The following is a 24031-nucleotide window of genomic DNA, read 5'->3' as shown; positions in this document are numbered from 1 at the left end:
GTACACTTTCGACAATTGCAACGGCTAACTGTTTCATTTTTATGAAACTATTTCGGATAGAATCTTTAAATAATCTGCTCGGTTTTTTAGAAAATCCATTTCAGAAATATCAATAATTTTTATGTTTTCGGAATGTTGGTTTTTAATGAATTCCAAATACCCTGCATTTAACTTTTGAAGATATTCTGCCGCAATACTTTGCTCGTATTTTCTACCGCGCTTTTTTATGTTTGCAAGCAATCGCTCGGTATTTTGATATAAATAAATATACATATCTGGCTTTGGCACATCTTTGTGCATTACTTGAAAAAGTTTTTTATACAAGGCATATTCTTCTTCAGGCAACGTTATACTCGCAAAAATCAGGCTTTTGTTTACATCGTAATCGGCAATTACCGATTCTTTAAATAAATCGAATTGCGTTATATCATCAACCAGTTGCTGGTAGCGATCGGCGAGAAAGGACATTTCTAAAGGAAAGGCATAACGCGCAGCATCTTCATAAAATTTAGGAAGAAACGGGTTGTCTTTAAACCGCTCCAATATTAATTTCGCATTAAAATCGTTTGCTATTTTACTTGCCAAACTTGTTTTCCCTGCCCCAATATTACCTTCTATGGCAATATAATTGTATTGCGAAATATTAAACTCGCGCATTGGATTGCTCAACCATTTTGACTGTTTTTGAAGCTCGCTCGTATCTGTTGTATCTTCCAGAATTTCAACAATAGTTTTATTCAAAATTGGGTGCTCCAAATGCAAATTTAAATCTGCCAAGGGCTGTAATACAAAGTTCCGTTTTGTCATTTCAGGATGCGGCACGGTAAGCTTATCTGTTGCAATTATTAAATTGTCAATAAAAACAATGTCTATATCTATGGGGCGAGCGGTGTAGCTTTTTGAAGTGTTTCGCTTTCGGCCCAATTTTTTTTCAATTTCAAGAATTGATTTTAAAATCTGGATAGGTTTTAAATCTATTTGCATCCACACCGCACAGTTTAAAAATGGGTCGCCGTCAAAACCCATTGCGGGCGTTTCGTATATTGAAGAAATCTTTACGATACTTCCCAATTCTTCAAACAATAAATTAACCGCGTTTTGAAGATTCTCAAAACGATTGCCCATGTTGCTGCCAAGGGAAAGATAAACGTTTAGCAAAGGTTTAATTGGTTCCAAATTTTAACATTTAAGACGAAATTAAGGAAAAGAAAAAGACTACCAAGTAAATTTGCGTCCAGATATAAATTTTGCGTGACAGCGGCTTTTTAAGAAGTTGTTTTAAAAGCAATTATCAAAAATAAATTTTCAAAATCTTTTATGAAGAAAGCGTTTAAAATCATAGGAATTATACTCGGTATTTTACTGTTATTGTTAGTTGCGGCACCATTTATTTTTAAAGGCAGTCTTGAAAAAATGTTGAAGCGTACTATTAATGAAAACCTCAACGCTACAGTATCGTGGAGTGATTTAGATTTGAGTTTTTTTAGCAGTTTTCCCGATGCTTCGTTGCAAGTAAATAATTTCAGCATTATTAATAACGCACCATTTAAAGGCGATACCTTGGCGAGTGGCAAATCGCTTTCCCTGAATATGGGCATTATGCAACTCTTTAAAAACAGCACTGAAACCATTAAAGTGGACGCCCTATTTCTTGATGAAGCTTTTGTAAACATTAAAATTGATTCACTCGGAAATACCAATTACGATATCGCCATTAAAAAAGATGCACCGGCAACTACGCGCGAAGAAGAAACAAATGGTGGATTTACATTCGATTTAAAAAAATACGAAATAAAAAACTCACGTGTTCATTATGCCGATGTGGGGAACAAAACTTTTTTAACTCTCACCAACGTACAACACACGGGCCGCGGCGATCTTTCGCAGGAAATTAGCAATCTAGATACCCAGACTGAAGCTTTTGCCTCGTTCCGGATGGACAATACCGAATATTTGACTAAAAACCGACTTTCACTCGACGCCATCTTTAAAATAGATTTAAAAAACCTGAAATACACTTTTCTTGAAAACGAAGCCAAAATCAATGAGCTGCCATTAACTTTTAACGGTTTTGTAAAAGTGAACGAGGCTAACAACCAAATAGATCTCACTTTTAAAACGCCGTCTTCCGACTTTAAAAATTTCCTGGCCGTTATTCCAGAAACGTATGTGAAGCAAATAAGCCATGTAAAAACTACAGGGAATTTCACCGTAAATGGTATGTTAAAAGGAATTGTTGATAGCACACACATTCCGACAATGGATATAAAAATAGCGAGCAACAACGCTTCCTTTAAATATCCAGAGCTGCCAAAAACTGTTGAAAACATAACCATAGACGTACAATTAAAAAACGAAACTGGATTACTAAAAGATACTTTTTTAGATATTTCAACCTTCAACTTTATGATAGATGGCGAACCTTTTAGACTGAAGGGAAGTATAAAAAATATGGTCGAAAATCCACTAGTTAATTTAGAAATGCAGGGCACACTTAATTTAGCGAATATTGAAAAGGTCCTGCCTGTTGAAATGGAACAAAAACTCAGCGGCATTTTTAAAGCAGATATTATCGCGAATTTTGATATGGAATCGGTTGAAAAGGAGCATTATGATAAGATAGATGCCCGCGGAACCGCGAGCCTGAATAATTTTAAATACGATGCAGGTTTTAAAAACAAATTAAATGTGGCCAACGCAAATTTGTCGCTACAACCAGGTGTTTTTACATTAAAAGAATTAAACGCATCAACCGGCCAAACTGACATTAAAGCTTCGGGAAATATTAAAAACCTCATTCCATTTTTAATGAGCAAACAAGATTTAAAAGGTCAGTTTAACGTGCAATCAAACACTTTTAATGTGAATGATTTTATGGCTTCAGATTCCTCTTCATCTAAAAATAATTTAGAAGAAAGCGGCGATAATTCTCAAAAAACTGCAAGGTCGGACGGTGTAAAAATTCCAGATTTTTTGAATGCTTCAATAAATTTTAAGGCCAATAACTTAATTTATGACAACTTGGAATTAAAAGATGCAAAAGGCACTGCCACAATTGCAAATGAAGCCATAACCATCGGCAATTTTACCTCAAATATTTTTGGTGGAAACATTGCGCTTTCAGGAAATGTTTCTACCAAAAGTGAAACTCCATCTTTCGCAATGGTTTTGGATTTAAGCAAAATTGACATTGAACAATCTTTCGAAAAGTTGGAAATGTTTAAGTATTTAGTGCCAATTGCAAAAGCATTGCAAGGCAGTTTAAACACAAAATTTGAATTAAACGGCCAACTTACAAACGATCTTTCACCAAAATTAACTACACTGGCGGGGACTGCTCTGGCCCAAATCATCACTGCCGAAGTAGATCCGCAACAAACACCCTTACTTTCAGCCCTAGGCAAAAAAGTTTCATTTTTAAATTTAGACAGGTTGAGTTTAAGAGACGTGAGCACAAATTTCACCTTCAATAATGGTAAAATAGAAGTAAAACCATTTGATTTTGATATTAAAGGAATTAACGTTGCGGTGGCCGGAACCCATGGGCTGGACAAATCTATAGATTACAACCTAACGATGGATGTACCCGCAAAATATTTGGGAAGTGATGTTACAAAACTGCTTCAAAATTTGAATCCGCAGGAAGCCGATGCCATGAGCGTTGCGCTACCCATTGGTTTAAAAGGAACCTTTACAAATCCGCAAGTTTCACTTGATCCTGAAAACGCAATAAATACACTAACCAAGCAAATCTTAGCAAAGCAAAAAGACAAATTGATAGATAAGGGAACTGGACTATTAGAAGAAGTATTTTCTGGCGGAACGAAGACTGATTCTACAAAAAACAATACGAACACTAACAATCAGCAACAAACTACCCAGCAGCAAAACACACAAATAATTAAAGATGTACTGGGCGGAATTTTGGGCGGAAGAAAAAAGAGAGCAGATTCTACCAAAGCATCCCAAACCCCTAAAGTTGGGAATTAGAATTTAGTTTACTGTAATACGCACCACCGCACCTTCATTACCGCGAACGTTAAATACCGTATTGTCTTCAAAAAGTAAGTATTGTCCTTTTATTCCTTTAAGAGTGCCTTCGAAAAAAGGATTTTTTTCGAGGTTTAATGATTTTGGCTTTTCGGGATAGGTTAAAACCGGAAATTCAAGATTTATTTCGGTATTGTTTTCCAAATAATATTCGGCAGCTTCCACGGGAATGTACTGCTTTAACTTGTTGCGCCACGCAACTAGATCTTCGTCCTTTATATCGTTTTTTAACATAGCCCGCCAGTTGGTTTTATCGCTAACAAAACTTTTAAGGGCAACCTCTGTAATTCCGGCGAGGTATCTATTGGGCACTTCTACTATTTCAATTGCTTCGTGCGCTCCTTGATCAATCCAACGTGTGGGGATTTGCGATCTGCGCGTTACCCCAACTTTTACACTACTACTATTGGCAAGATACACAACGTGGGGTTGTAATTGTACCTTTTCTTCGTATGCCAAATCGCGCTCTTCGATGCCCAAATGCGCCTTGCTTTTTTCGGGACTAATAATCCAATCTGCCGCTTGTGGAATTTTAAAAAAGCAATCGTAACAAAACCCTTGGCGATAGATTTTCTTTTGAAGGCCACAATTTAAACATTGATAATTCAGAAAATTAATAGTTACCAACTTATTCAATAATTGGTTTACATTTAAAAAATCATTGTCAAAAACGAGGTAGTATTGAATGGGAGATCCATTTTCAGTTTGCATTTTTGTAAGTAGGCCTTCGTAATTCATTTATTTAAAAAAAGTTAAGTCGAAATCATTTCCAAAGAAATCTTGTAAAATATCACTTCAAAAAAAGAGGAAATCGTAATTATAAAATGGTTATTTTTATAGCATAAAGATAGCAGAAAAATATGCCAATCCCCATTGTTAATTCTATTGCTTCGTGGTTTCTAAAAAAAAGATTTCATCAAATAGACCTTTTTTTGAAGTATCCTATTGAAGTGCAGGAAGAACTACTATTTAATTTATTGCAAAAAGCAAAATATACCGAAATTGGCAAAGCATACGATTTTGGATCTATAAAAACCTATCGCGAATTTTCGGCGCGAGTCCCTATTACTACGTACGAAGACTTCGAACCACAAATAGAACGTGCGCGCAAAGGAGAATCTAATATATTCTGGCCCACACCCATTAAGTGGTTTGCGAAATCTAGCGGCACTACAAATGCCAAAAGTAAATTTATACCCGTTACCAACGATTCTTTAGAAAACTGTCATTATGCCGCCAGCAAAGACCTGCTGTGTATGTATTTAAACAATAATCCCGATGCCAATTTGTTTTTGGGCAAAAGTTTAAGGCTTGGTGGAAGCAAACAATTGTACGAGGAAAATGGCACCGTGTTTGGCGATCTTTCAGCAATTTTAATAGATAATATGCCGTTTTGGGCCGAATACAGCAGTACACCTAGCAACGAAGTTTCGCTCATGGGCGACTGGGAAACAAAAATGCAAGCCATTGTAAATGAAACTATAAAAGAAAATGTAACCAGTCTTGCCGGAGTGCCTTCGTGGATGCTAGTTTTATTAAACCAAGTTATTGAAACTACCGGAAGAAATAATCTTTTTGAAGTTTGGCCCAATTTGGAAGTTTATTTTCACGGCGGAGTAAATTTTGACCCCTATATAGAGCAGTACAATAACTTACTGCCAAAAAGCGATTTTCGATATTACGAAATTTACAATGCCTCCGAAGGATTCTTTGCTATACAAGATCGCAACGAGAATAAGGAATTGCTATTAATGCTGGACTATGGAATATTTTATGAATTTATACCAATGGATGGTTACGGAAGCTCCGATGAAACGGTAATCCCTTTGAGTGCGGTGGAACAGGGTAAAAATTATGCCATTGTTATTACTACTAATGCAGGTCTTTGGCGATATAAAATTGGTGATACCGTTCGCTTTACCTCTACAAATCCCTACCGAATAAGAGTTACCGGAAGAACAAAACACCATATAAATGTATTTGGTGAAGAATTAATTATTGAAAACGCCGAAACTGCCCTCCGCAAAGTTTCGCATCTAACCAATGCCGAAATTGTAGATTATACAGCAGCGCCCATTTTTATGAATGGTAGAGACAAAGGGGCTCACGAATGGATTATTGAATTTAAAAATCCTCCGCAAGACTTAAATACTTTTACGGAACTTTTAGATTCTGCGCTTCAAGATTTAAATAGCGATTATGAAGCAAAACGCTTTAACAATACAACCTTAAATGCGCCAAAAGTGCATCATGCTAGAGAAAATCTTTTCTATGATTGGCTAAAGCATAAAAACAAATTAGGTGGGCAACACAAGGTGCCGAGACTTTCAAATACACGCGATCTACTGGAAGAACTTTTACAATTAAATAAAATAACCTAATCCACCTGCCTTTCTATAAAGAATTTCAATCAAATTTAAATAGTTGATTTAATGCGTTTTACCGAAATTTTATCGGTTTAAATGTAGTTCATCGATTATCCTCGACGTTCGGCTAAAATTTTTTTTTGCGTCGCGCTTTGCCCGTATTTTTGTGTCAATCAAATAAATTGGTTTAAAATGAAAAATAATTTTTGCATAGTTATCCTTTTAATTTTTAGTGTGGCGCTTTCATCTTGCGCGACCACAACCGCAGTTAATAACGAAGGTGAAGTAGCTGGATACAATCTGAAATGTAAAAAGGAACAAATGCAAAATAAGATTCTACATACTAAGAATAATTCGATTATTGCATCTCCATAGAAGACTAACTAACCCGCATAAAAAAAACCTCGAGAATAATACTCTCGAGGTTTTTACTTTTTAGGAAGGTATAACTTAAGAAACCGCTTTCAACTTTTTAAGGGATGATTTATTAAGTTTTTCTTCGGCATATTGTTTGGTGACGCGAACGGTTTTTTCGTCTGTGCCAGGCATTTCATACATAGCATCGGTTAAAACGGCTTCGCACAACGATCGAAGTCCACGTGCGCCAAGTTTGTAATTTATAGCTTGTTCTACTACAAAATCTAGCGCTTCATCAGTTATCACAAAATCAATCCCGTCCATTTCAAACAGTTTTTTGTACTGCTTAATAATTGCGTTTTTAGGCTCTGTAAGTATAGCTCGAAGCGTTTCCTTGTCCAGCGGATTCATATAGGTTAATACCGGAAGACGACCGATTATTTCTGGAATTAGGCCAAAATCCTTTAAATCTTTCGGGATAATATAGCGAAGCATGTTTTCGCGCTCCACTTGATTTTCATTTAAAGATGCTGTAAATCCAACGGCTTGCATATTTAATCGTTTTGAAATATGCCGCTCAATACCATCAAAAGCACCCCCAGCAATAAAGAGAATGTTTTCGGTATTTACTTCAATAAATTTTTGATCGGGATGTTTTCTACCCCCTTTTGGCGGTACGTTTACCGTAGTTCCCTCCAAAAGTTTTAAAAGGGCTTGCTGTACACCTTCACCACTAACATCTCGTGTGATAGATGGGTTGTCGCTTTTACGGGCTATTTTATCTATTTCGTCAATAAATACAATTCCGTTTTCTGCCTTTTCAAGGTTATAATCTGCAGCTTGCAACAAGCGTGTTAAAATACTTTCAACGTCTTCGCCTACATATCCAGCTTCGGTTAAAACAGTGGCATCTACAATGGCTAAAGGTACGTTTAGCATTTTTGCAATTGTTTTTGCAATTAATGTTTTTCCCGTTCCTGTTTGCCCTACAATAATTATATTACTTTTTTGTATTTCAATATCGTCATCGCTTTTTGGCTGAAGCAATCGTTTGTAGTGATTGTAAACCGCCACGGACATTACTTTTTTGGTAAATTCTTGTCCAATAACGTATTCGTCCAAAAAGGCTTTTATCAATTTTGGTTTCTTCAGCATTAAATCTTTGGACAGTTCCGTATTGCCTGAGTGCAAGGCTTCTTCTACCACAATGCCGTGGGCTTGCTCAATGCATCGATCGCATATATGAGCGTCCAATCCTGCAATGAGCAAATTGGTTTCAGCCTTTTTACGACCGCAGAAGGAACATTCTAAATCTTCTTTCGACATATTATTTTTTTTCAAAAAATCTGTTTTTTTTAGCTTCGGGTCAATATTTCATCAATCATTCCGTACTCCAAAGCTTTATCGGCTTTCATCCAATAATCGCGGTCGCTATCGTCATAAACCTTTTCATAGGTTTGACCGGAATGCTTGGCAATTATTTTATAAAGCTCTTCTTTTAAGGTAATTATTTCGCGGGCCGTAATTTCAATATCGCTCGCTTGGCCCTGTGCTCCACCCAAAGGTTGATGAATCATAACGCGTGAGTGCGTTAAGCCACTGCGTTTTCCTTTTTCGCCAGCACATAATAGTACTGCGGCCATGGAGGCTGCCATACCAGTACAAATAGTTGCAACGTCCGGTTTTATAAATTGCATTGTATCGTAAATTCCTAAACCTGCATAAACACTACCACCTGGCGAATTAATATAAATTTGTATATCGCGTGATGCGTCGGTACTGGCCAAGAACAGTAATTGCGCCTGCACTATGTTTGCAACTTGATCGTTAATTCCGGTGCCGAGAAAAATTATGCGGTCCATCATTAAACGCGAAAAAACGTCCATCGCTACTGCGTTCATTTGGCGTTCCTCAATAATATTTGGTGTCAAGTTTGTGGGATACATACTACTGATAATTTTATCGTAGTACATATTGTTTATTCCTTGATCTTTTATGGCGAAGTTTCTAAATTCGTTACTGTAGTTCATAAATGTATTTAAATTTCAATTTAATAGTTTTTGAAAATTCGTTACGAAAATTCACTTGTGGTTCTACTATTTAAGCCGAATTAAAAAGGCGTTAAATTATAATAATTCAACGCCTAAAGATAACTATTTCTTTGCTGAATTATGCGTAGGCTTCTTTAATGAATTTATCGTACGCAATCTCTTTAGTCTTCAACTTTGCGTTTTCCTTAAAGTAGTTAAGCAATTTGGCCGAGTTAAGTTGTTCGCTTAAACGCTCTACTTCTTCCTTATTAGAAAGAATACGGGCGGTGATAGACTCTAATTCCTCTTCTGTTGGGTTTGTTTGCCCAAACTGCGCCATTTGTGCTTTTATCATATTTTTTGAATGGTCTTTTAACTCATCAAAAGTAACTTGCAAATTATTTTCAGTGCGAAGTTTGCCTTCGATTAACTGATAGCGAAGCCCTTTTTCACTTCTTTCAAATTCGGCTTTTGCCTCTTCTTCGGAAAGTCTCTTTTCGCCGGTCATTGCAATCCAACGTTGTAGAAACTCTTTTGGAAGATCAAATTTTGTATTTTCAATTAACGAATCAACTACATCATTCAACAATTTTTGGTCGCTTTGTTGTGCAAATTGTCCTTCGGCATCTTCCTTAATTTTAGCCTTTAATTCGGCTTCGGAAGTAACAACGCCTTCACCAAATAATTTATCGAAAAGATCTTGGTTCAATTCGGCCATTTCGCGCTTATTTACCTCTTCTATTTTTAGAGAAACTTCAATATCCAACCCGTGGGCCTCATCGTGCGCAACACCCAAAAATTTCTGATTGTCGTGATCATCGGCAAACATTCCTTTTGTTTTCAAGGTTACCGTGTCGCCAACCTTGGCGCCAAGTAGGCTTTCCAATTGTTTTTTACCTGCGATATCTTCAGTGGTAATGGTTGTTTTCTTTTCAATTTCCTTTTCTTCGGAAGTAAAAGTCCCGGTGATTTCATCGCCTTTTTCAACTTCGTTTTTTGAAATTAATTTACCGTACTGCTTGCGGATTGTTTTTACTTGATTGTTTAGCAATTCGTCGTCTGCTACAATTTTATAGTGAACAATTTCCTTGTTGTTTACATCTACGGTAAATTCGGGTGCAAGGCCCAATTCAAATTCAAAGGAATAGTTATCTGCATTCCAATCAATTTCTGCTTCGTTCTTTGGAAGTGGATTTCCGAGAACGTCTAATTTTTCTTCGTTAAGATATTTGTGAAGCGCATCTTGAAGTAATTTGTTTACTTCTTCTACCAAAACCGCCTTTCCGTATTGTTTTTTCACCATTCCCATTGGGATGTGGCCTTTTCTAAAACCAGGGATATTCGCGGTTTTTCTGTAATTATTGAGTACTTTTTCTACGTTGGCAGAATAGTCTTCCTTTGCAACTTCAACTGTAAGAACAGCATTTAGTTTATCAATGTCTTTTTTTGTAATGTTCATTTTTCTCCTGAATTTCGGGATGCAAAAGTACGGCTTTTTGCACAACCCAACAAACATTTATAAACTGTTGTTCTACAAATTGCTAGTCCTCCTTTATGAGCGAAAACAACACAGCTTGAAAAAGTGAAAGCAACAGGCTAAAAAGTAGTGCCCACCAAATAGATGCAACTGCAAAACTATCTATAAAATAAGCCGCCATTAGAATAATAACCGCATTTATAATAAGCAAAAACAGTCCGAAAGTTACAATTGTTATTGGCAGCGTTAATACTACTAAAATTGGTTTAACCAGCAATCGCAATAAAGCTATAACAATAGCAACGATTATTGCCGATCCGTAGCCAGCTACCGCAACACCCGGAAGAATTTTTGCCAGAACAACAACTGCTAGCGCGGTAAGAAGTAATTTAATGATGAGTTTCATTTTTGAAGAAATTAAATTAGTTTACGTAAATATACTAAAAAACCGCCCTCAGGCGAGAGCGGTTTACAAACTAACTAAATTTAAAAAATACTAATTATTCGTAGCGGTTATGGTACCGTAATCGCCAATGTGTACTGTTGGGATTGTTGCATCGTACGTATTGTTAATTGCTCTAATAATAAGGTTGGCTGTGTAGGCATAACCTCTAGGCGTTGGGTGAACTCCATCTAAAGAGAACGCGCCACCTGTTACAAATTGTGATGTAAGAACTCCACCATCATAAGCAATTCCGCCATTGGCAAGACTAGCCAATGCCGATTTGGCATCTACAAAAGCCAAGCCTTTTGCCCCAGCCAACGCTTGGATAGTTGCGTTATATGCTGTACTTGCCGCAGTAATGCGAGCCTGTTCTGAAACGGCCAAAACATATTGGTCGCTTAACGGAATGGAAACCCCAATTACTCCTTGTGGATTGTTTGGATCTGGCGTAGTCCCTAATATCGAAGAAGCGGTTAGTACGATTAGATCGTCAGATTTAACTTGACGTAATTGCCCTAATAAAACAGCCAATTCCTGCGGTAAACTAAAGGGAGCTCCTTGTAAAATAACCGTTAGATCTGTAAGATCATCATCGGTCATAATTGGGAAGTTTTGACCTGCAGAAAAGTTTATCATTCGCATGGCAGCTTCTTCGGGCGTTATTACGCCCATGGCCGCTAAGCCAGGCAAAATCTGCGTATTATAACCGGCAAACTGCGCGTTTAGTGCACCGGCAGTAGCTGCATCTAAAGGAATTGCGTTAGTAGGCACAGTTGTAAAGTATGGAATAGATGTAACTTCAGGAATATTCACCAAAACACCTTTAGCGCCATTTGCGGTTAAGGCATCAACTTGTTGGCTGTAAACAGATGCAAACACATTTGGATCTGTAATATCGTTACCTCCGTAGGTAGCTGGATCAAAATTACCTGTTTGATCAACCCCAGAACCACCAGAAGTTGCATAACTTAAAATATCGTTATTACCAATCCACAAACTGAAAAAAGTTGCATTTTGAGTAGCAGCATCGCTAATAACCGTAGCACTCTCACTACTTGCAAAACGCGCATAATAAGGGTTTGCCGCACCTGTTGGTACTCCCGCAGCATTTCCGTAACCTGGTGCTACCAAATGAAAACTTTTTGCACCGGGAACCCCCATGTTATTAAACGGACCAGTTAATTTGTTTGTTATTTCGGTTGTTGGCGTTCCGGCCAAACGCACGGGTCCTGGATTTCCATTGGCATCTACGGCAAGCACTAATCTATTTTCAGTAATCTGAGTTCCGCCTAATAGCAACCCGCCCAAATTATCATTCATTAATGGTTGATTAAATTCACCTCCACCGGCAAAAGAAAACTGCTGAGCCATAATATTTGGGTAGCTATTTTCCTGCCCGGTAATATAAAGTGCACCGTCCGCATAACCCGCAGTTAACGAGTTTCCGACAGAAACATATTTTGAAAGATCTGCCATTCCGCTCGTGTAAAAACCTTCGTCTGTTACAGGCGTATCAAATTCTGGTTCGCAGCTTACGAAGCCTACGGCCAAAACTGCGAATGTATATTTAAGTATATTTTTCATCTTTAAGATTTTTTTCGATTATAATTTATATGTAAGCCCTAATCCCGGAACAAAAGCATTGGTTTTGTACGTTCCTTTAAATGGAACCGCCTGACCATTTTCGAAATAATAGTTGTACGAAGCATCTATTTCCTTAAAGTGTGAATATAGGAATGAGGCATCTATCTGTAAGTGCTCGCCAAGATTTACGGTAAGTCCGGCAGTAAAGTTGTTGCTATCGTTTCGAGGTGTTTCGGGTGCGAAATAACCCTCGCGAACTGGAGATTCATCAAAGTAGTACCCTGCTCTTAGCGTGAACATTTTAGTAGCTTCGTACTGCATACCGAAACGATATACTGAAGCGTTTTTATAATTACGTGCATTCTTGGAATCTGGAATAGCCGGATTTTCAAAATTGATATCTAATGATTCATAGGCATCCCAAAAAGTTCGATTAAAATCAAAAGCAAAGAGCCATTTCTCACAGAAATTGTATGACATACCCACAGTCATTTCAGCAGGTAATGGCATAGCAGCATCGATAGCTGTATTTTGAAAAGGAGTTAAGGGCGAATTAGGAATATTTTCAAATTCTGCGGTACCTTCTTCGGCTTCTAAAATAATTTCTGAGCGGTAAGTTGCACCAATTCTAAGGTTGTCTGTAAATTTAAACATTGAGCTTGCAACCCATCCCCAGCTTGTTACTCCGCTGGCATCAATAGTTACATTCGCACGATTTCCGTCTATATCTGTAAGAGTGCGGTTAAGGTTTCTATTAAAATTTACAGAACCCGTAACATAAATAGGACCACCTCCAAAACTCAATTTATCGTTTATTTTAAACGATACGGTTGGCTGAATATAGATTGCCTGCAAATCAATTGTATTAACTAAATGCGAACCTTCCCAATCTTTTTCATACTCCACCGAACTTCCGTACGGCGTGTAAACTCCAAGACCAAAGGCCAACCAATCTGTAGCTTGGTACGAAGCGTATAAATAAAGCGGCGTTCCTACTGGACTATCGGTGCGAGCATTGGCCCCAGTTTGGGTATCCTGATAGGCAATGTTTGAAAATACACCATGCACCCCAACAGAGATATTAAATTTATCTTCCAAATACACCATAGCGGCAGGATTAAAAAATACCGATTCGCTGCTATTTATTACCGCGACCCCGGTGTGGCCCATCGCTAAGGCTTTATTGCCCTGCAAGCTTACACGGTAACCGCCTGCATAAGTCACCGCACTTGCAAGTGCAAAAACGGCGAGTACTAATACTTTCTTCATAGTTTACTTCTTTAGAGTTAATTTCAGATATTAAGGATATTTATGTCTTTTACACAAAATTTATTATGCGCGCATAAGATACTTTCCTACAATATTATAAAAAAATCATAACATTATCATAAAATTCTTCGGGATTTTCGGCGTGTAGCCAATGGCCGGCTCCGGAAATAATTTCAATTTTTGCTTTCGGAAAATGTTTTTCAATTAAAATAGCGTCCATTGGCTCGATATAGCCACTTTTTTCGCCACTTAAAAACAACGTATCGCCTTTATACATGGTGTCTTCAGGAAGCGGGACACCAATTTCTTCAATTTTTTTGGAAAGTACAGGAAGGTTTATACGAAGGGCAAATTCATTTTTATTTTTTCGATATAAATTTTTTAAAAGAAATAGCCGCGTACCTTTATCTTTAATAAATTCTGAAAGAACAGCCTCCGCATCACCGCGCGAATCTATTTTTTTAAAATCTAAAGAGGATAGTGCTTTTAAAATATCTTGGTGGTGCGACGGATATGCTTTTGGGCCAATATCTGCAACAATCAACTTCGAAACCATTTCGGGGTAGGTAACCGCAAACTGCATCGCCACTTTTCCGCCCATGGAATGGCCTAGCAGTATTATTTCTGTAAGGTTGTATTCTTCGCAATAATTCACTAAATCCTGAGCCATGATATTATACGAGAATTCTTCGCTATGAAAACTGCGCCCGTGGTTGCGTTGGTCTATTAGATGAACTTCATATCCCGATTCCGCCCATTGATTTCCGAGGGTTTTCCAGTTATCGCTCATACCTAGAAAACCGTGAAGAATCACGAAGGGTTTGCCGGAGCCGAGTATTTGTGAGTGTAAAATCATGAACTAAGTTTTTTTAAATAGCCTGCAATTACCTTTTCCAATCCGTAATATAACGATTCGCTAATAAGCGCGTGCCCTATACTAACTTCCAAAAGATTTGGAATGTTTTCTTTAAAAAACTCAATATTATCCAGCGAAAGATCGTGACCCGCATTAATGCCGAGGCCAAGTTTATTTGCAAGGATGGCGCATTCGGTATATGGCTTAATGGCTTCTTTGTTTCCTAAGGTAAATTGATCGGCAAATTCTTCGGTGTAAAGCTCAATTCTATCTGTTCCCGTTTCGGCGGCGCCTTCAATCATCTTTAAAGTTGGATCTACAAATATTGAAGTGCGGATATCGTTTCGTTTAAATTCGGCAATAATTTCCTTTAAATAATCTTTGTGTTTCACGGTATCCCACCCAGCGTTTGAAGTAATTGCATCAACAGCATCGGGCACAAGCGTAACTTGCGTAGGTTTAATCTGCAAAACCATTTTAGTGAAATTATCCATTGGGTTACCTTCAATATTATATTCGGTAGTAACAATAGCTTTTAAATCGTATGCATCTTGGTAACGAATGTGGCGCTCATCTGGCCTTGGATGAATTGTGATTCCTTGCGCCCCAAAATTTTGAATATCCTTCGCCATCTTTAAAAGATCCGGCACATTGCCACCACGTGCATTGCGCAAAGTGGCTATTTTATTAATGTTTACGCTTAGTTTTGTCATTATTTTTTGTTTATTCGGAAATCGCAACAGTACGATAAATCCATTCGTTACTACGGCAAAAAATGTAATCCAATTGCATCTATGGAAGCAAGAGCGGCTATATTTTTAACAAAAATACAAACCTTCATGATGCAAATGAACCTTTATTTTAAGTAATTTGCGATAAAAATAATTTGCTATGCAAACTCTTAATTACATCATAAACGATATTGAACCCTTTGATATTTCGGCTAAAGTAAAGGATGTGCAAACCGTTTTCAACCAGCTTACCTACTCGCACGTACCCGTTAAAAAAGAAGGCCATTATATAGGCTGTGTTTCCGAAAACGATTCGTATTGTTTTGACAACACAAAATTGTTGGTAGATTTTCAATATGCCTTGGAGCCATTTCACGTTCTCGAAGACACCAATTGGCTGGATATTTTGGAAGCCTTTGCCCTAAACAACAGTAATATTATGCCGGTATTAGGTGCCGAAAACAAGTATTTAGGGTATTATGAATTGGGCGATATTATGAGCCTTTTCAACAATACACCTTTTTTAAATGAAGCGGGTGGTATAATAGTAGTTGAAAAAGACATTCAAGATTATTCTTTTAGTGAAGTATGCCAAATAGTAGAATCTAACGGTTCGCGAATTTTCGGGATTTTTATTTCAAAAATTGAAAAGGAAATCGTGCAAATAACCTTAAAAATTGGGCATAGTGCTTTAAATAGTATTGTTCAAACTTTTAGAAGGTATAATTATAATGTGATAAGCCACCACGAGGAAGATAAATTTATGGAAGATTTAAAAGACCGATCGGAATATTTAGATAAGTACCTTAATATTTAAAAAATAACTCCCTGCCGCTCGCTTTCATTTTAACTATTCAACATTAGAGAAACAACAACTATGAAAATAGGAATCTACGGACAGTTTTATCACGAAAATGCAGAAATCTATATTCAGATGTTGTTGGACGCGCTTCAAAAACGCGAGGCCGAAGTTTTAATAGAAAAAAATTTTCTGGAAATTATTAACAGAAATCAAGACATCACAAAAAACTTTTCTGGCTGTTCTACCTTTACCACATTAGATAAAAGCTTTGATCTATTTTTCAGCATAGGAGGCGATGGAACCATTTTAAAGTCTGTAACATTTGTAGGAGACTTGGGTATTCCTATTGTTGGCATTAATACGGGGCGACTCGGTTTTTTGGCAACAATTCAAAAAGAAGAAATTACCGAAAGCCTAAATCAAATTTTAGAAGGTGCATACACTATTTCTGAAAGAAGCTTGCTTACCGTAGAAACAACTCCGCACAGCGAAGAAATTCAGCCTTTAAATTTTGCATTGAATGAAGTTGCCGTAAACCGTCGGAATACTACTTCTATGATAAAAGTAGAAACACACGTAAACGATAAATACCTTACCTCCTACTGGTCCGACGGCCTTATTGTTGCAACACCTACGGGTTCTACCGGGTATTCCTTAAGTTGTGGCGGACCTGTGATAGATCCAGCAACCAACAGCATTTTACTCACCCCGATTGCACCGCACAACCTAAATGCACGCCCTTTGGTAATACCAGATTCCAGTACTGTAACACTAAAAGTTTCGGGTAGGGAAAATACGTTTTTAGTGTCTATGGATTCGCGTATTGCCACTTTAGAAAACGAAACCGAAATAATTATAAAGAAAGCTCCTTTTACCATAAAACTACTTCAGCTGCACGATGACAGCTTTATTAAAACGCTTCGCAAAAAACTATTGTGGGGTGAAGACAAGCGGAACTAAACAATAAATCTACTTAAATTTTGTTAATCAACTGAGACAAATTACCATCTCACAATGTCAAGCCAAGTTTATTGTTATATTTGCAAACTTTAAAATTATATGAAGTATTTCGCGACCGTATTTCTTATACTCTCCACAGCGTACTACGCGCATTCACAAACCTATGAAATAGGCGGAATGCTTGGGGGAACTAATTATATTGGCGATATCGGAAAAACCAATTATATTAACCCAAACAGCCTTTCACTAGGCGGCGTTATAAAGTGGAACCGAAGCACGCGCCACGCTTTTAGAGGCTCCGTGATGATTGCTAGGATAAAAGGAGACGACGCAAAAAGCAACAACAGCCGCAGACAGCAACGCGGTTATTCTTTTGAGAATACTATTAAAGAAATCTCACTCGGAATAGAATACACCTTTTGGGAGTTTAATGTTCATAGCCAAAGATCTATTTCTACGCCTTATTTATATACCGGTCTTACTTACTTTTGGTACGATGCACTCTATAAAAGAGGTGATAGAATTACCGATTACGATGGCGCCGGCTCTGTGGCAATACCAATGGTAGTAGGGTATAAGGCAAATTTGGGCGTAAACGCAATGGTAGGTTTTGAAATTGGCGCACGCTATACGTTTACAGATAATCTAGACGGTAGCAACCCAGTAAAAGATCTAGCCGACGACCAAAGCCTTAAGTTTGGCAACACAAATAGCGACGATTGGTATGTATTCACTGGCATAACTGTTACTTTTGCATTTGGAAGAAAGCCATGCTACTGCAATTTTTAAATTACAAATGGATTACAAAAACCAAATAGACCCAAACAAACTGCCGCAACATTTGGCCATTATTATGGATGGCAATGGACGCTGGGCAAAACAAAAAGGTCTATTTAGGTACAAGGGTCATGAAAATGGATCGAAATCGGTTCGTGAAATAATTGAAGGCTGTGCCGAGATTGGCATTCCATTTTTAACTCTTTATGCTTTTTCAACCGAAAACTGGAACAGACCAAAATTAGAGGTAGACCTATTAATGAAGCTTTTAGTTTCGGCATTAAAACAAGAAATAAAAACGTTGCAGGACAACGATATAAAACTCAACGCCATTGGCAACATAGAAGCTTTACCCAAAAAAGCGCAAAAAGAATTGCACCATGTTATAGACGCTTCAAAAAACAACAAGCGCATGACCGTTACCCTTGCACTTAGTTATGGTTCAAGGGAAGAAATCATAAAAACAATAAAAGAGATTAGTCTTAAAGTTAAAAATAACCTAATTTCGCCGCACGATATTGATGAAACGGTAATAAATAATCATCTTTACACGCAAAATTTACCAGATGTAGATTTATTGATCCGCACCAGTGGCGAGCAGCGCATTAGTAATTTTCTACTTTGGCAAATAGCTTACGCCGAATTGTATTTTACTGAAACACTTTGGCCGGATTATACTAAAAACCATCTTTTTGAAGCAATAATAAATTATCAAAACAGAGAAAGAAGATTTGGAAAAACCAGTGAACAACTTAAACAATAGTTTCCTATTGCAACTTTACAGAAAATCTTGTTGTATTTTTTTAATTACAATACTTTCCGTCTTTACAATACAAGCGCAGCAAAAAGAACTTGATAGCGGTAAAAAATACACCATAAACCAAATAACCGTTACCGGAGCTCAAAACTTTAATGAGCAAACGGTTATTGCTTTTACCGGCTTAAAAAAAGGAGACCGAATCTATATTCCCGGCGAAAAACTCAGCCAAGTAACAAAGAAACTTTGGGAACAGAACCTATTTAGCGATATCGCTTTCTATGTTACAAATATAGAGGGAGACAATGTAGATTTAGAGCTTTATATAGTTGAATTGCCCAAACTTAACGAAGTTACCTTAAAAGGCGATAAGATTAGAAAATCTAAAAGAAAAGAAATAATTAAGGACAACGACCTTAAAACTGGTACGAAAATCACCAAGAACCTGATTGCAACCACTAAAAATTACATTAAAAACAAGTATAAAAAAGATGGGTTTTTTAATACAGATGTAATTATAAGCACCACACCCGTTACCGATTCGCTGGGAACCGAGATATCCAGAGATATGACCATTACCATCAATAAAGGGAATAGAGTAAAGGTGAAGGAAATAAATTTTACTGGAAACGAACATTTTGCCGATAGCAAATTGCGCCGCGCCATGAAAAAAACCAAACGAAAAAACTTCATTCGCTTCTGGAAACGCTCTAAATACACTGAAGAAGGAATAGAAGAAGACAGAGAGTCTATTTTAACGAAATACAAAGCTAATGGCTTTAGAGATGCGCGCATCATTGAAGATACCCTCCGTGTTTTAGACGATCAAAATGTGGCGCTTAATATAACACTTGAAGAAGGCGATAAATATTACTTTGGCGATATTAAATTTATTGGAAATAGTGTATTTACCGATAGTCAATTACGTCAAATTCTCGGTATTAAAAGTGGGGAAGTTTACAACGGCATCTTACTTGAGGAACGTATTGCAGACGAAACCGACCCCGAAGCGAACGATCTTACAAACTTGTACCAAAATAACGGATACCTTGCTGCACGTATAAACCCCGTAGAAGTAGCTGTTCGCAACGACACCATAGATTTTGAAATACGAATCATGGAGCGCAACCTTTTCTATTTTGATCATGTTACCGTAGTAGGAAACGACCGTACGAACGACCACGTTATATATCGCGAATTACGAACACGTCCCGGACAAAAGTACAGCAAAAGAGATGTGGTAAGAACCATCCGCGAATTAGGACAACTGGGCTTCTTTGACCCAGAACAACTATCGCCAAATTTTAAAACCGTAGACGAAAATAACGGCTTGGTAGATTTGGAATACTCCGTTGTGGAAAAAGGTTCCAGCCAGATTGAGCTACAAGGAGGTTATGGCGGCGGTGGCTTCGTGGGAACATTGGGTCTTTCCTTCAATAATTTTTCACTTCGAAATATTTTTAATTTAGATTCTTACAAACCATTACCTATGGGCGATGGCCAAAAACTATCTATTCGTGCCCAAGCAAGTAGCTATTATCAAACGTATAGCTTATCGCTTACTGAACCTTGGTTGGGAGGTAAAAAGCCTGTTCAATTTTCAACTTCTTTTTCGCATACAATTCAAAATTTCTACGATTATAGAAATAGACGGGCAGATAAATCAAGAAGTTTTACAATTACGGGAGGATCTATAGGTCTTGCCAAAAAAGTTAAGTGGCCGGACGATTATTTTATATGGTCTAATGCCATTAGTTTTCAACATTACAACTTAAATAATTATAACACGGGCCTGTTTACTTTCGGAGATGGCTATTCCAACAACTTGGCATACACTATTGGCATTAGCAGAAACAATACAGCAACTAACCCAATCTATCCAACCCAAGGTTCAGAATTTAGCCTTACCGCAAAAATGACACTGCCCTACTCTGCTTTTAATAGTGTAAACTACAAAGGATTAGCTGAGGAAAGAGCAGAATTAATGCAAACACTTCCCGACGATCCCGAATATATAGATAACAACAAGCGAATTTCAGCAATAGATCAAGAACGTTTTGGATGGCTAGAATACTACAAAGTAAAATTTAAAGGCACCTGGTACACCAGACTTATTGGAAAAATGGTACTTCGCACCAATACCGAATTCGGATTTCTTGGAGCATACAACCAAGACCGTGGCGTACCGCCGTTTGAGAGGTTTTTTGTTGGAGGTGATGGTCTTGGCGCGTATAGTTTAGATGGCCGTGAAGTAATCCAAATGCGTGGGTACCCCAATCAATCGCTTTCAGATCAAGACGGAAATACGATTTACAATAAATTTTCGTTAGAGGTAAGATATCCCGTAACTTTGGCACAAATGGCATCTATTTATGTACTGGGCTTTGCAGAAGGTGGAGCATCTTATGATGGATTTAGAAACTATAATCCTTTTGAATTAAAACGTTCGGCTGGCGCAGGATTACGTATATTTATGCCAGCATTCGGACTTCTAGGTATAGACTTTGGATATGGCTTTGATCCTGTTTTGGGTGGAACTACTAAGAACGGATGGGAAACTCATTTTATAATTGGACAACAATTTTAAAGATTGGCACGATATTTTCTTAAACAACAACCAACTAATATGAAGACAAAAAAAATACTATTTTTTACCCTTTCCCTTTTTTGCTTCACCTTTATGGCTGAAGCGCAAAGAGGCGTTCGAATTGGATATATAGACATGGAATATATCCTGGAAAGTGTACCTGAATACAAAGAAGCTTCCATACAATTGGAAGGCAAAGTACAACGTTGGAAGCAGGACATCGAAAAAAAGCAGAAGGAGATAGATCAGATGAAATTAAACCTCGCTAACGAAAGAGTACTTCTTACAAAAGAACTTATAGATGAAAGGGAAGAGGAAATAAAAATTAAAGAAGACGAAATGCTTCAATACCAACAAGACCGTTTTGGTCCCAATGGCGATTTAATAATTCAAAGAAGACAGTTGGTGCAGCCTATTCAAGATCAAGTTTTCAATATTGTACAAGAAGTTGCAGAAAACAAAAAATACGATTTCATTTTTGATAAATCTGCAGACGTGGTTATGCTTTTCGCCGCAAAAAGAAACGACATCAGCGATATTGTTCTAAGAAGTATTGAGCGCGCCGGCAGAAGAGTGCAAGCCGCAGATAAGAAAGAAAAACGCGAAATTGAAAAACGCGAAAGTCTTTCAATGGAAGAAGAAGGAGCTATTACAGAAAGAGAAAAAGCAATAGAGGAAAAGAAGGAAGAGCGCGAAAAAATAGTAGAAGCCAAAAAAACGGAACGAGAAGAAATGATGGCACAACGTCAAAAAGAACGCGACTCCATCCGTGCAGTTAAAAAAGCTGAATTCGAAGCTCGCAGACAACGTTTAATAGAAGAAAGAGAGCGCAGAAGAGATTCGATAATGAACGCACGCCAAAACAGAAATAACCAACCTGAAGGCGAAGAAGGCAACGGACAATAATACCATACTTTAATAAATAATAATGCTTAAAAGAATAACACTTAAATTAAATACACTTACAATGAAAAAAATGAAAATAGTTTTAGTTGCAATGGCGCTTTTCGTAGGAGCTACAAGTTTCGTAAACGCACAGTCTAAAATTGCACATATTAACGCACAAGAATTAATTGAAGCAATGCCAGAATACAAAGCGGCACAAAGCCAATTAGAAAAAGTGCAGAAAACGTATGACACTGAAATTAAGGCAATGGCAAAAGAGCTAGAAACCAAAATGAAATTATACGACAGTGAAGCTCCAAGTAAAACAAACGAAGAAAACCAAAAGAGATTTACTGAAGTTGAAGGAATGCAGAACAACATTCAGGCATACAGACAACAAGCGCTTCAGGATTTAGACAAGAAAAGAACAGATATCTTTAAACCTATTCTTGAAAAAGCACAAAATACAATCCAGAGAGTGGCCAAAGCCCAAGGTTACCAATATGTTTTAGATTCTACTATGGGTAGCGGTGTAATCCTTGCCGACGGTAAAGATCTAATGGCAGATGTAAAAAAAGAATTAGGAATGTAATTCTTTAAAAACAAATTATCTAAAAACTGCTCGTTAACACGAGCAGTTTTTTTTTACCCTAATTTCAAGTATTTGGCTACATTTACGTGATGAAAAAAAACAATCCCATAGGTATTTTTGACTCTGGTGTTGGCGGTTCTTCCATTTGGCAAGAAATCCACAAACATTTACCCCACGAACACACTATCTATTTAGCCGATAGCAAAAACGCTCCCTATGGCAATAAATCTGCCGAAGAAATTACCGCGCTCAGTATAAAAAACACTCAAAAACTTTTAGATTTTGGAGCCAAATTAATTGTAGTAGCTTGCAATACCGCTACTACAAATGCCATAGCTATCCTACGGCAAAACTACAATATTCCCATTATAGGTATCGAGCCCGCTATTAAACCTGCAGCCTTAAAAACCATCTCCAAAAGCATCGGTATTTTAGCGACAAAAGGAACGTTGAGCAGCACACTTTTTAGTGCTACAGCAAGAGAATTTACTAAAGATATAAGTGTGGTAGAAATTATTGGTGAAGGACTCGTTCCTTTAATTGAAGAAGGAAACTTGGATGGCCCCGAAATTACTTCACTTTTAAAAAAACACACCAAACCCATGCTCGAAGCGAATATAGATTATCTGGTTTTGGGCTGTAGCCATTACCCGTACATAATTCCGCAATTGCGAAAAATACTCCCGGAAAATGTAACAATTATAGATTCTGGCGAAGCAGTAGCCCGACAAACTAGAACGGTACTACAAAGTTTAGATTTATTGCGTGAAGAAAACACCCAACCTAAACTTCAATTTTATACAAATTCAAAAACCGATACATTAAAATTTCTTTTGAAAAAATACAGTGCAAATATCGTAGTTGAATATTGTGATTTTTGAAGTATTTACCAAAATTCAAACATGTAAAACCCCTATAATCTGTTTTAAATTTATTTAAACCAAGAAGAATACATTACGTAGTTATTCGCAATGCGTTCAATTTCGCCCTTTGTGAGTTCGGGACTGATGTCTTTTATTTTTTTCGCCGGAATGCCCGCATATATACTTCCACTTTCAACACGGGTGTTTTTTGCAACTACGGCGCCCGCGGCAATAATTGAATTGCTTTCCACAACACAGTCGTCCATAACAATGCTTCCCATACCTATTAAAACGCTGTCTTGTATTGTACAGCCGTGCACAATTGCATTATGACCAATAGACACATTATTGCCAATAGTGGTAGGAGAAGTTTTATAAGTTGCGTGAATTACAGCTCCATCCTGCACATTTACCCTATTGCCCATTTTTATAAAATGAACGTCGCCTCTAATTACCGCATTGTACCAAACACTACATTCGTTGCCCATTACCACATCGCCTACGATGGTAGCATTTTCGGCAACAAAGCAATTTTCGGGAATCTGCGGATGTTTTCCATTTACAGCTTTTATAATCATAGTTTGTTTTTTCAGGTTTCTTGTTTCAAGGTTTAGAATTAAAATTTAGTAAGGGCTCATATCTA

General features: G+C 37.4%; 21 protein-coding genes. 10 read left to right on the top strand and 11 right to left on the bottom strand.

Going from position 1 to position 24031, the window contains the following annotated elements; genetic code table 11:
* Positions 1-39 precede the first annotated feature (39 nt).
* Entirely contained in the window at positions 40-1167 is a 1128-nt protein-coding gene (folK, locus tag QCQ61_RS06615; protein ID WP_279450243.1) for a 2-amino-4-hydroxy-6-hydroxymethyldihydropteridine diphosphokinase, read from the bottom strand.
* Between the two features lie 150 nt (positions 1168-1317).
* Here folK and QCQ61_RS06610 point away from each other — a divergent pair, with 150 nt between their 5' ends.
* The gene (locus QCQ61_RS06610) at positions 1318-3990 is read left to right on the top strand and encodes an AsmA-like C-terminal region-containing protein (RefSeq protein ID WP_279449980.1); all 2673 of its coding nucleotides are present in this window, start codon (positions 1318-1320) and stop codon (positions 3988-3990) included.
* Positions 3991-3993: 3 nt separating this feature from the next.
* Here the strand turns inward: QCQ61_RS06610 and QCQ61_RS06605 are convergent, their stop codons facing one another.
* Positions 3994-4788: a DUF2797 domain-containing protein gene (locus QCQ61_RS06605; RefSeq protein WP_279449979.1), complete on the bottom strand. Its 795-nt coding sequence runs from the start codon at positions 4786-4788 to the stop codon at positions 3994-3996.
* A gap of 122 nt (positions 4789-4910) precedes the next feature.
* On the opposite strand from QCQ61_RS06605, the gene QCQ61_RS06600 reads away from it, so the two are divergent.
* A complete protein-coding gene (locus QCQ61_RS06600) occupies positions 4911-6431 on the top strand; it encodes a GH3 auxin-responsive promoter family protein (protein WP_279449978.1) in 1521 nt (506 codons plus the stop codon).
* A gap of 435 nt (positions 6432-6866) precedes the next feature.
* Here QCQ61_RS06600 and clpX read toward each other — a convergent pair whose 3' ends face one another.
* From clpX to QCQ61_RS06560, 8 genes are all read right to left on the bottom strand, one after another.
* Complete coding sequence (gene clpX, locus QCQ61_RS06595) at positions 6867-8099, bottom strand: ATP-dependent Clp protease ATP-binding subunit ClpX (protein WP_279449977.1); 1233 nt, start codon at positions 8097-8099, stop codon at positions 6867-6869.
* 29 nt (positions 8100-8128) lie between these two features.
* A complete protein-coding gene (gene clpP, locus QCQ61_RS06590; RefSeq protein WP_279449976.1) occupies positions 8129-8803 on the bottom strand; it encodes an ATP-dependent Clp endopeptidase proteolytic subunit ClpP in 675 nt (224 codons plus the stop codon).
* A gap of 139 nt (positions 8804-8942) precedes the next feature.
* Positions 8943-10262 (bottom strand): trigger factor, encoded by a 1320-nt coding sequence (gene tig / locus QCQ61_RS06585; RefSeq protein WP_279449975.1) that lies wholly within the window; start codon positions 10260-10262, stop codon positions 8943-8945.
* Between the two features lie 82 nt (positions 10263-10344).
* Positions 10345-10686: a phage holin family protein gene (locus QCQ61_RS06580; RefSeq protein WP_279449974.1), complete on the bottom strand. Its 342-nt coding sequence runs from the start codon at positions 10684-10686 to the stop codon at positions 10345-10347.
* Positions 10687-10776: 90 nt separating this feature from the next.
* On the bottom strand, positions 10777-12309 hold the full coding sequence (locus QCQ61_RS06575; RefSeq protein WP_279449973.1) for a G-D-S-L family lipolytic protein: 1533 nt from the start codon (positions 12307-12309) through the stop codon (positions 10777-10779).
* A gap of 18 nt (positions 12310-12327) precedes the next feature.
* Positions 12328-13578: an OmpP1/FadL family transporter gene (locus tag QCQ61_RS06570; RefSeq protein ID WP_279449972.1), complete on the bottom strand. Its 1251-nt coding sequence runs from the start codon at positions 13576-13578 to the stop codon at positions 12328-12330.
* 94 nt (positions 13579-13672) lie between these two features.
* Positions 13673-14434: an alpha/beta fold hydrolase gene (locus QCQ61_RS06565; RefSeq protein WP_279449971.1), complete on the bottom strand. Its 762-nt coding sequence runs from the start codon at positions 14432-14434 to the stop codon at positions 13673-13675.
* Positions 14431-15147 carry a pyridoxine 5'-phosphate synthase gene (locus QCQ61_RS06560; RefSeq protein WP_279449970.1) on the bottom strand — a complete coding sequence of 239 codons (717 nt, stop codon included), beginning with the start codon at positions 15145-15147 and terminating at the stop codon, positions 14431-14433. The genes QCQ61_RS06565 and QCQ61_RS06560 overlap by 4 nt, the downstream gene beginning before the upstream one ends.
* A gap of 178 nt (positions 15148-15325) precedes the next feature.
* On the opposite strand from QCQ61_RS06560, the gene QCQ61_RS06555 reads away from it, so the two are divergent.
* From QCQ61_RS06555 to murI, 8 genes are all read left to right on the top strand, one after another.
* Complete coding sequence (locus QCQ61_RS06555; protein ID WP_279449969.1) at positions 15326-15982, top strand: CBS domain-containing protein; 657 nt, start codon at positions 15326-15328, stop codon at positions 15980-15982.
* A 60-nt stretch (positions 15983-16042) separates the two neighbouring features.
* Entirely contained in the window at positions 16043-16927 is an 885-nt protein-coding gene (locus tag QCQ61_RS06550; protein ID WP_279449968.1) for an NAD kinase, read from the top strand.
* Between the two features lie 99 nt (positions 16928-17026).
* Positions 17027-17716, top strand: a complete 690-nt coding sequence (porG, locus tag QCQ61_RS06545) for a type IX secretion system protein PorG (RefSeq protein ID WP_279449967.1) — start codon at positions 17027-17029, stop codon at positions 17714-17716.
* 7 nt (positions 17717-17723) lie between these two features.
* The gene (gene uppS, locus QCQ61_RS06540) at positions 17724-18467 is read left to right on the top strand and encodes an undecaprenyl pyrophosphate synthase (RefSeq protein ID WP_279449966.1); all 744 of its coding nucleotides are present in this window, start codon (positions 17724-17726) and stop codon (positions 18465-18467) included.
* Positions 18436-21048, top strand: a complete 2613-nt coding sequence (locus QCQ61_RS06535; protein ID WP_431605805.1) for a BamA/OMP85 family outer membrane protein — start codon at positions 18436-18438, stop codon at positions 21046-21048. The genes uppS and QCQ61_RS06535 overlap by 32 nt, the downstream gene beginning before the upstream one ends.
* 39 nt (positions 21049-21087) lie before the next feature.
* The gene (locus QCQ61_RS06530) at positions 21088-21954 is read left to right on the top strand and encodes an OmpH/Skp family outer membrane protein (protein ID WP_279449965.1); all 867 of its coding nucleotides are present in this window, start codon (positions 21088-21090) and stop codon (positions 21952-21954) included.
* 61 nt (positions 21955-22015) lie between these two features.
* Positions 22016-22525 carry an OmpH/Skp family outer membrane protein gene (locus tag QCQ61_RS06525; RefSeq protein ID WP_279449964.1) on the top strand — a complete coding sequence of 170 codons (510 nt, stop codon included), beginning with the start codon at positions 22016-22018 and terminating at the stop codon, positions 22523-22525.
* Between the two features lie 89 nt (positions 22526-22614).
* Positions 22615-23406 carry a glutamate racemase gene (gene murI / locus QCQ61_RS06520; RefSeq protein ID WP_279449963.1) on the top strand — a complete coding sequence of 264 codons (792 nt, stop codon included), beginning with the start codon at positions 22615-22617 and terminating at the stop codon, positions 23404-23406.
* Between the two features lie 50 nt (positions 23407-23456).
* Here the strand turns inward: murI and QCQ61_RS06515 are convergent, their stop codons facing one another.
* On the bottom strand, positions 23457-23966 hold the full coding sequence (locus QCQ61_RS06515; protein WP_279449962.1) for a gamma carbonic anhydrase family protein: 510 nt from the start codon (positions 23964-23966) through the stop codon (positions 23457-23459).
* Between the last annotated feature and the right edge of the window lie 65 nt (positions 23967-24031).

This window comes from Aequorivita marisscotiae, from assembly GCF_029814825.1.
Taxonomy (GTDB): domain Bacteria; phylum Bacteroidota; class Bacteroidia; order Flavobacteriales; family Flavobacteriaceae; genus Aequorivita; species Aequorivita marisscotiae.
This window is presented reverse-complemented; position numbering and strand designations above follow the sequence as displayed.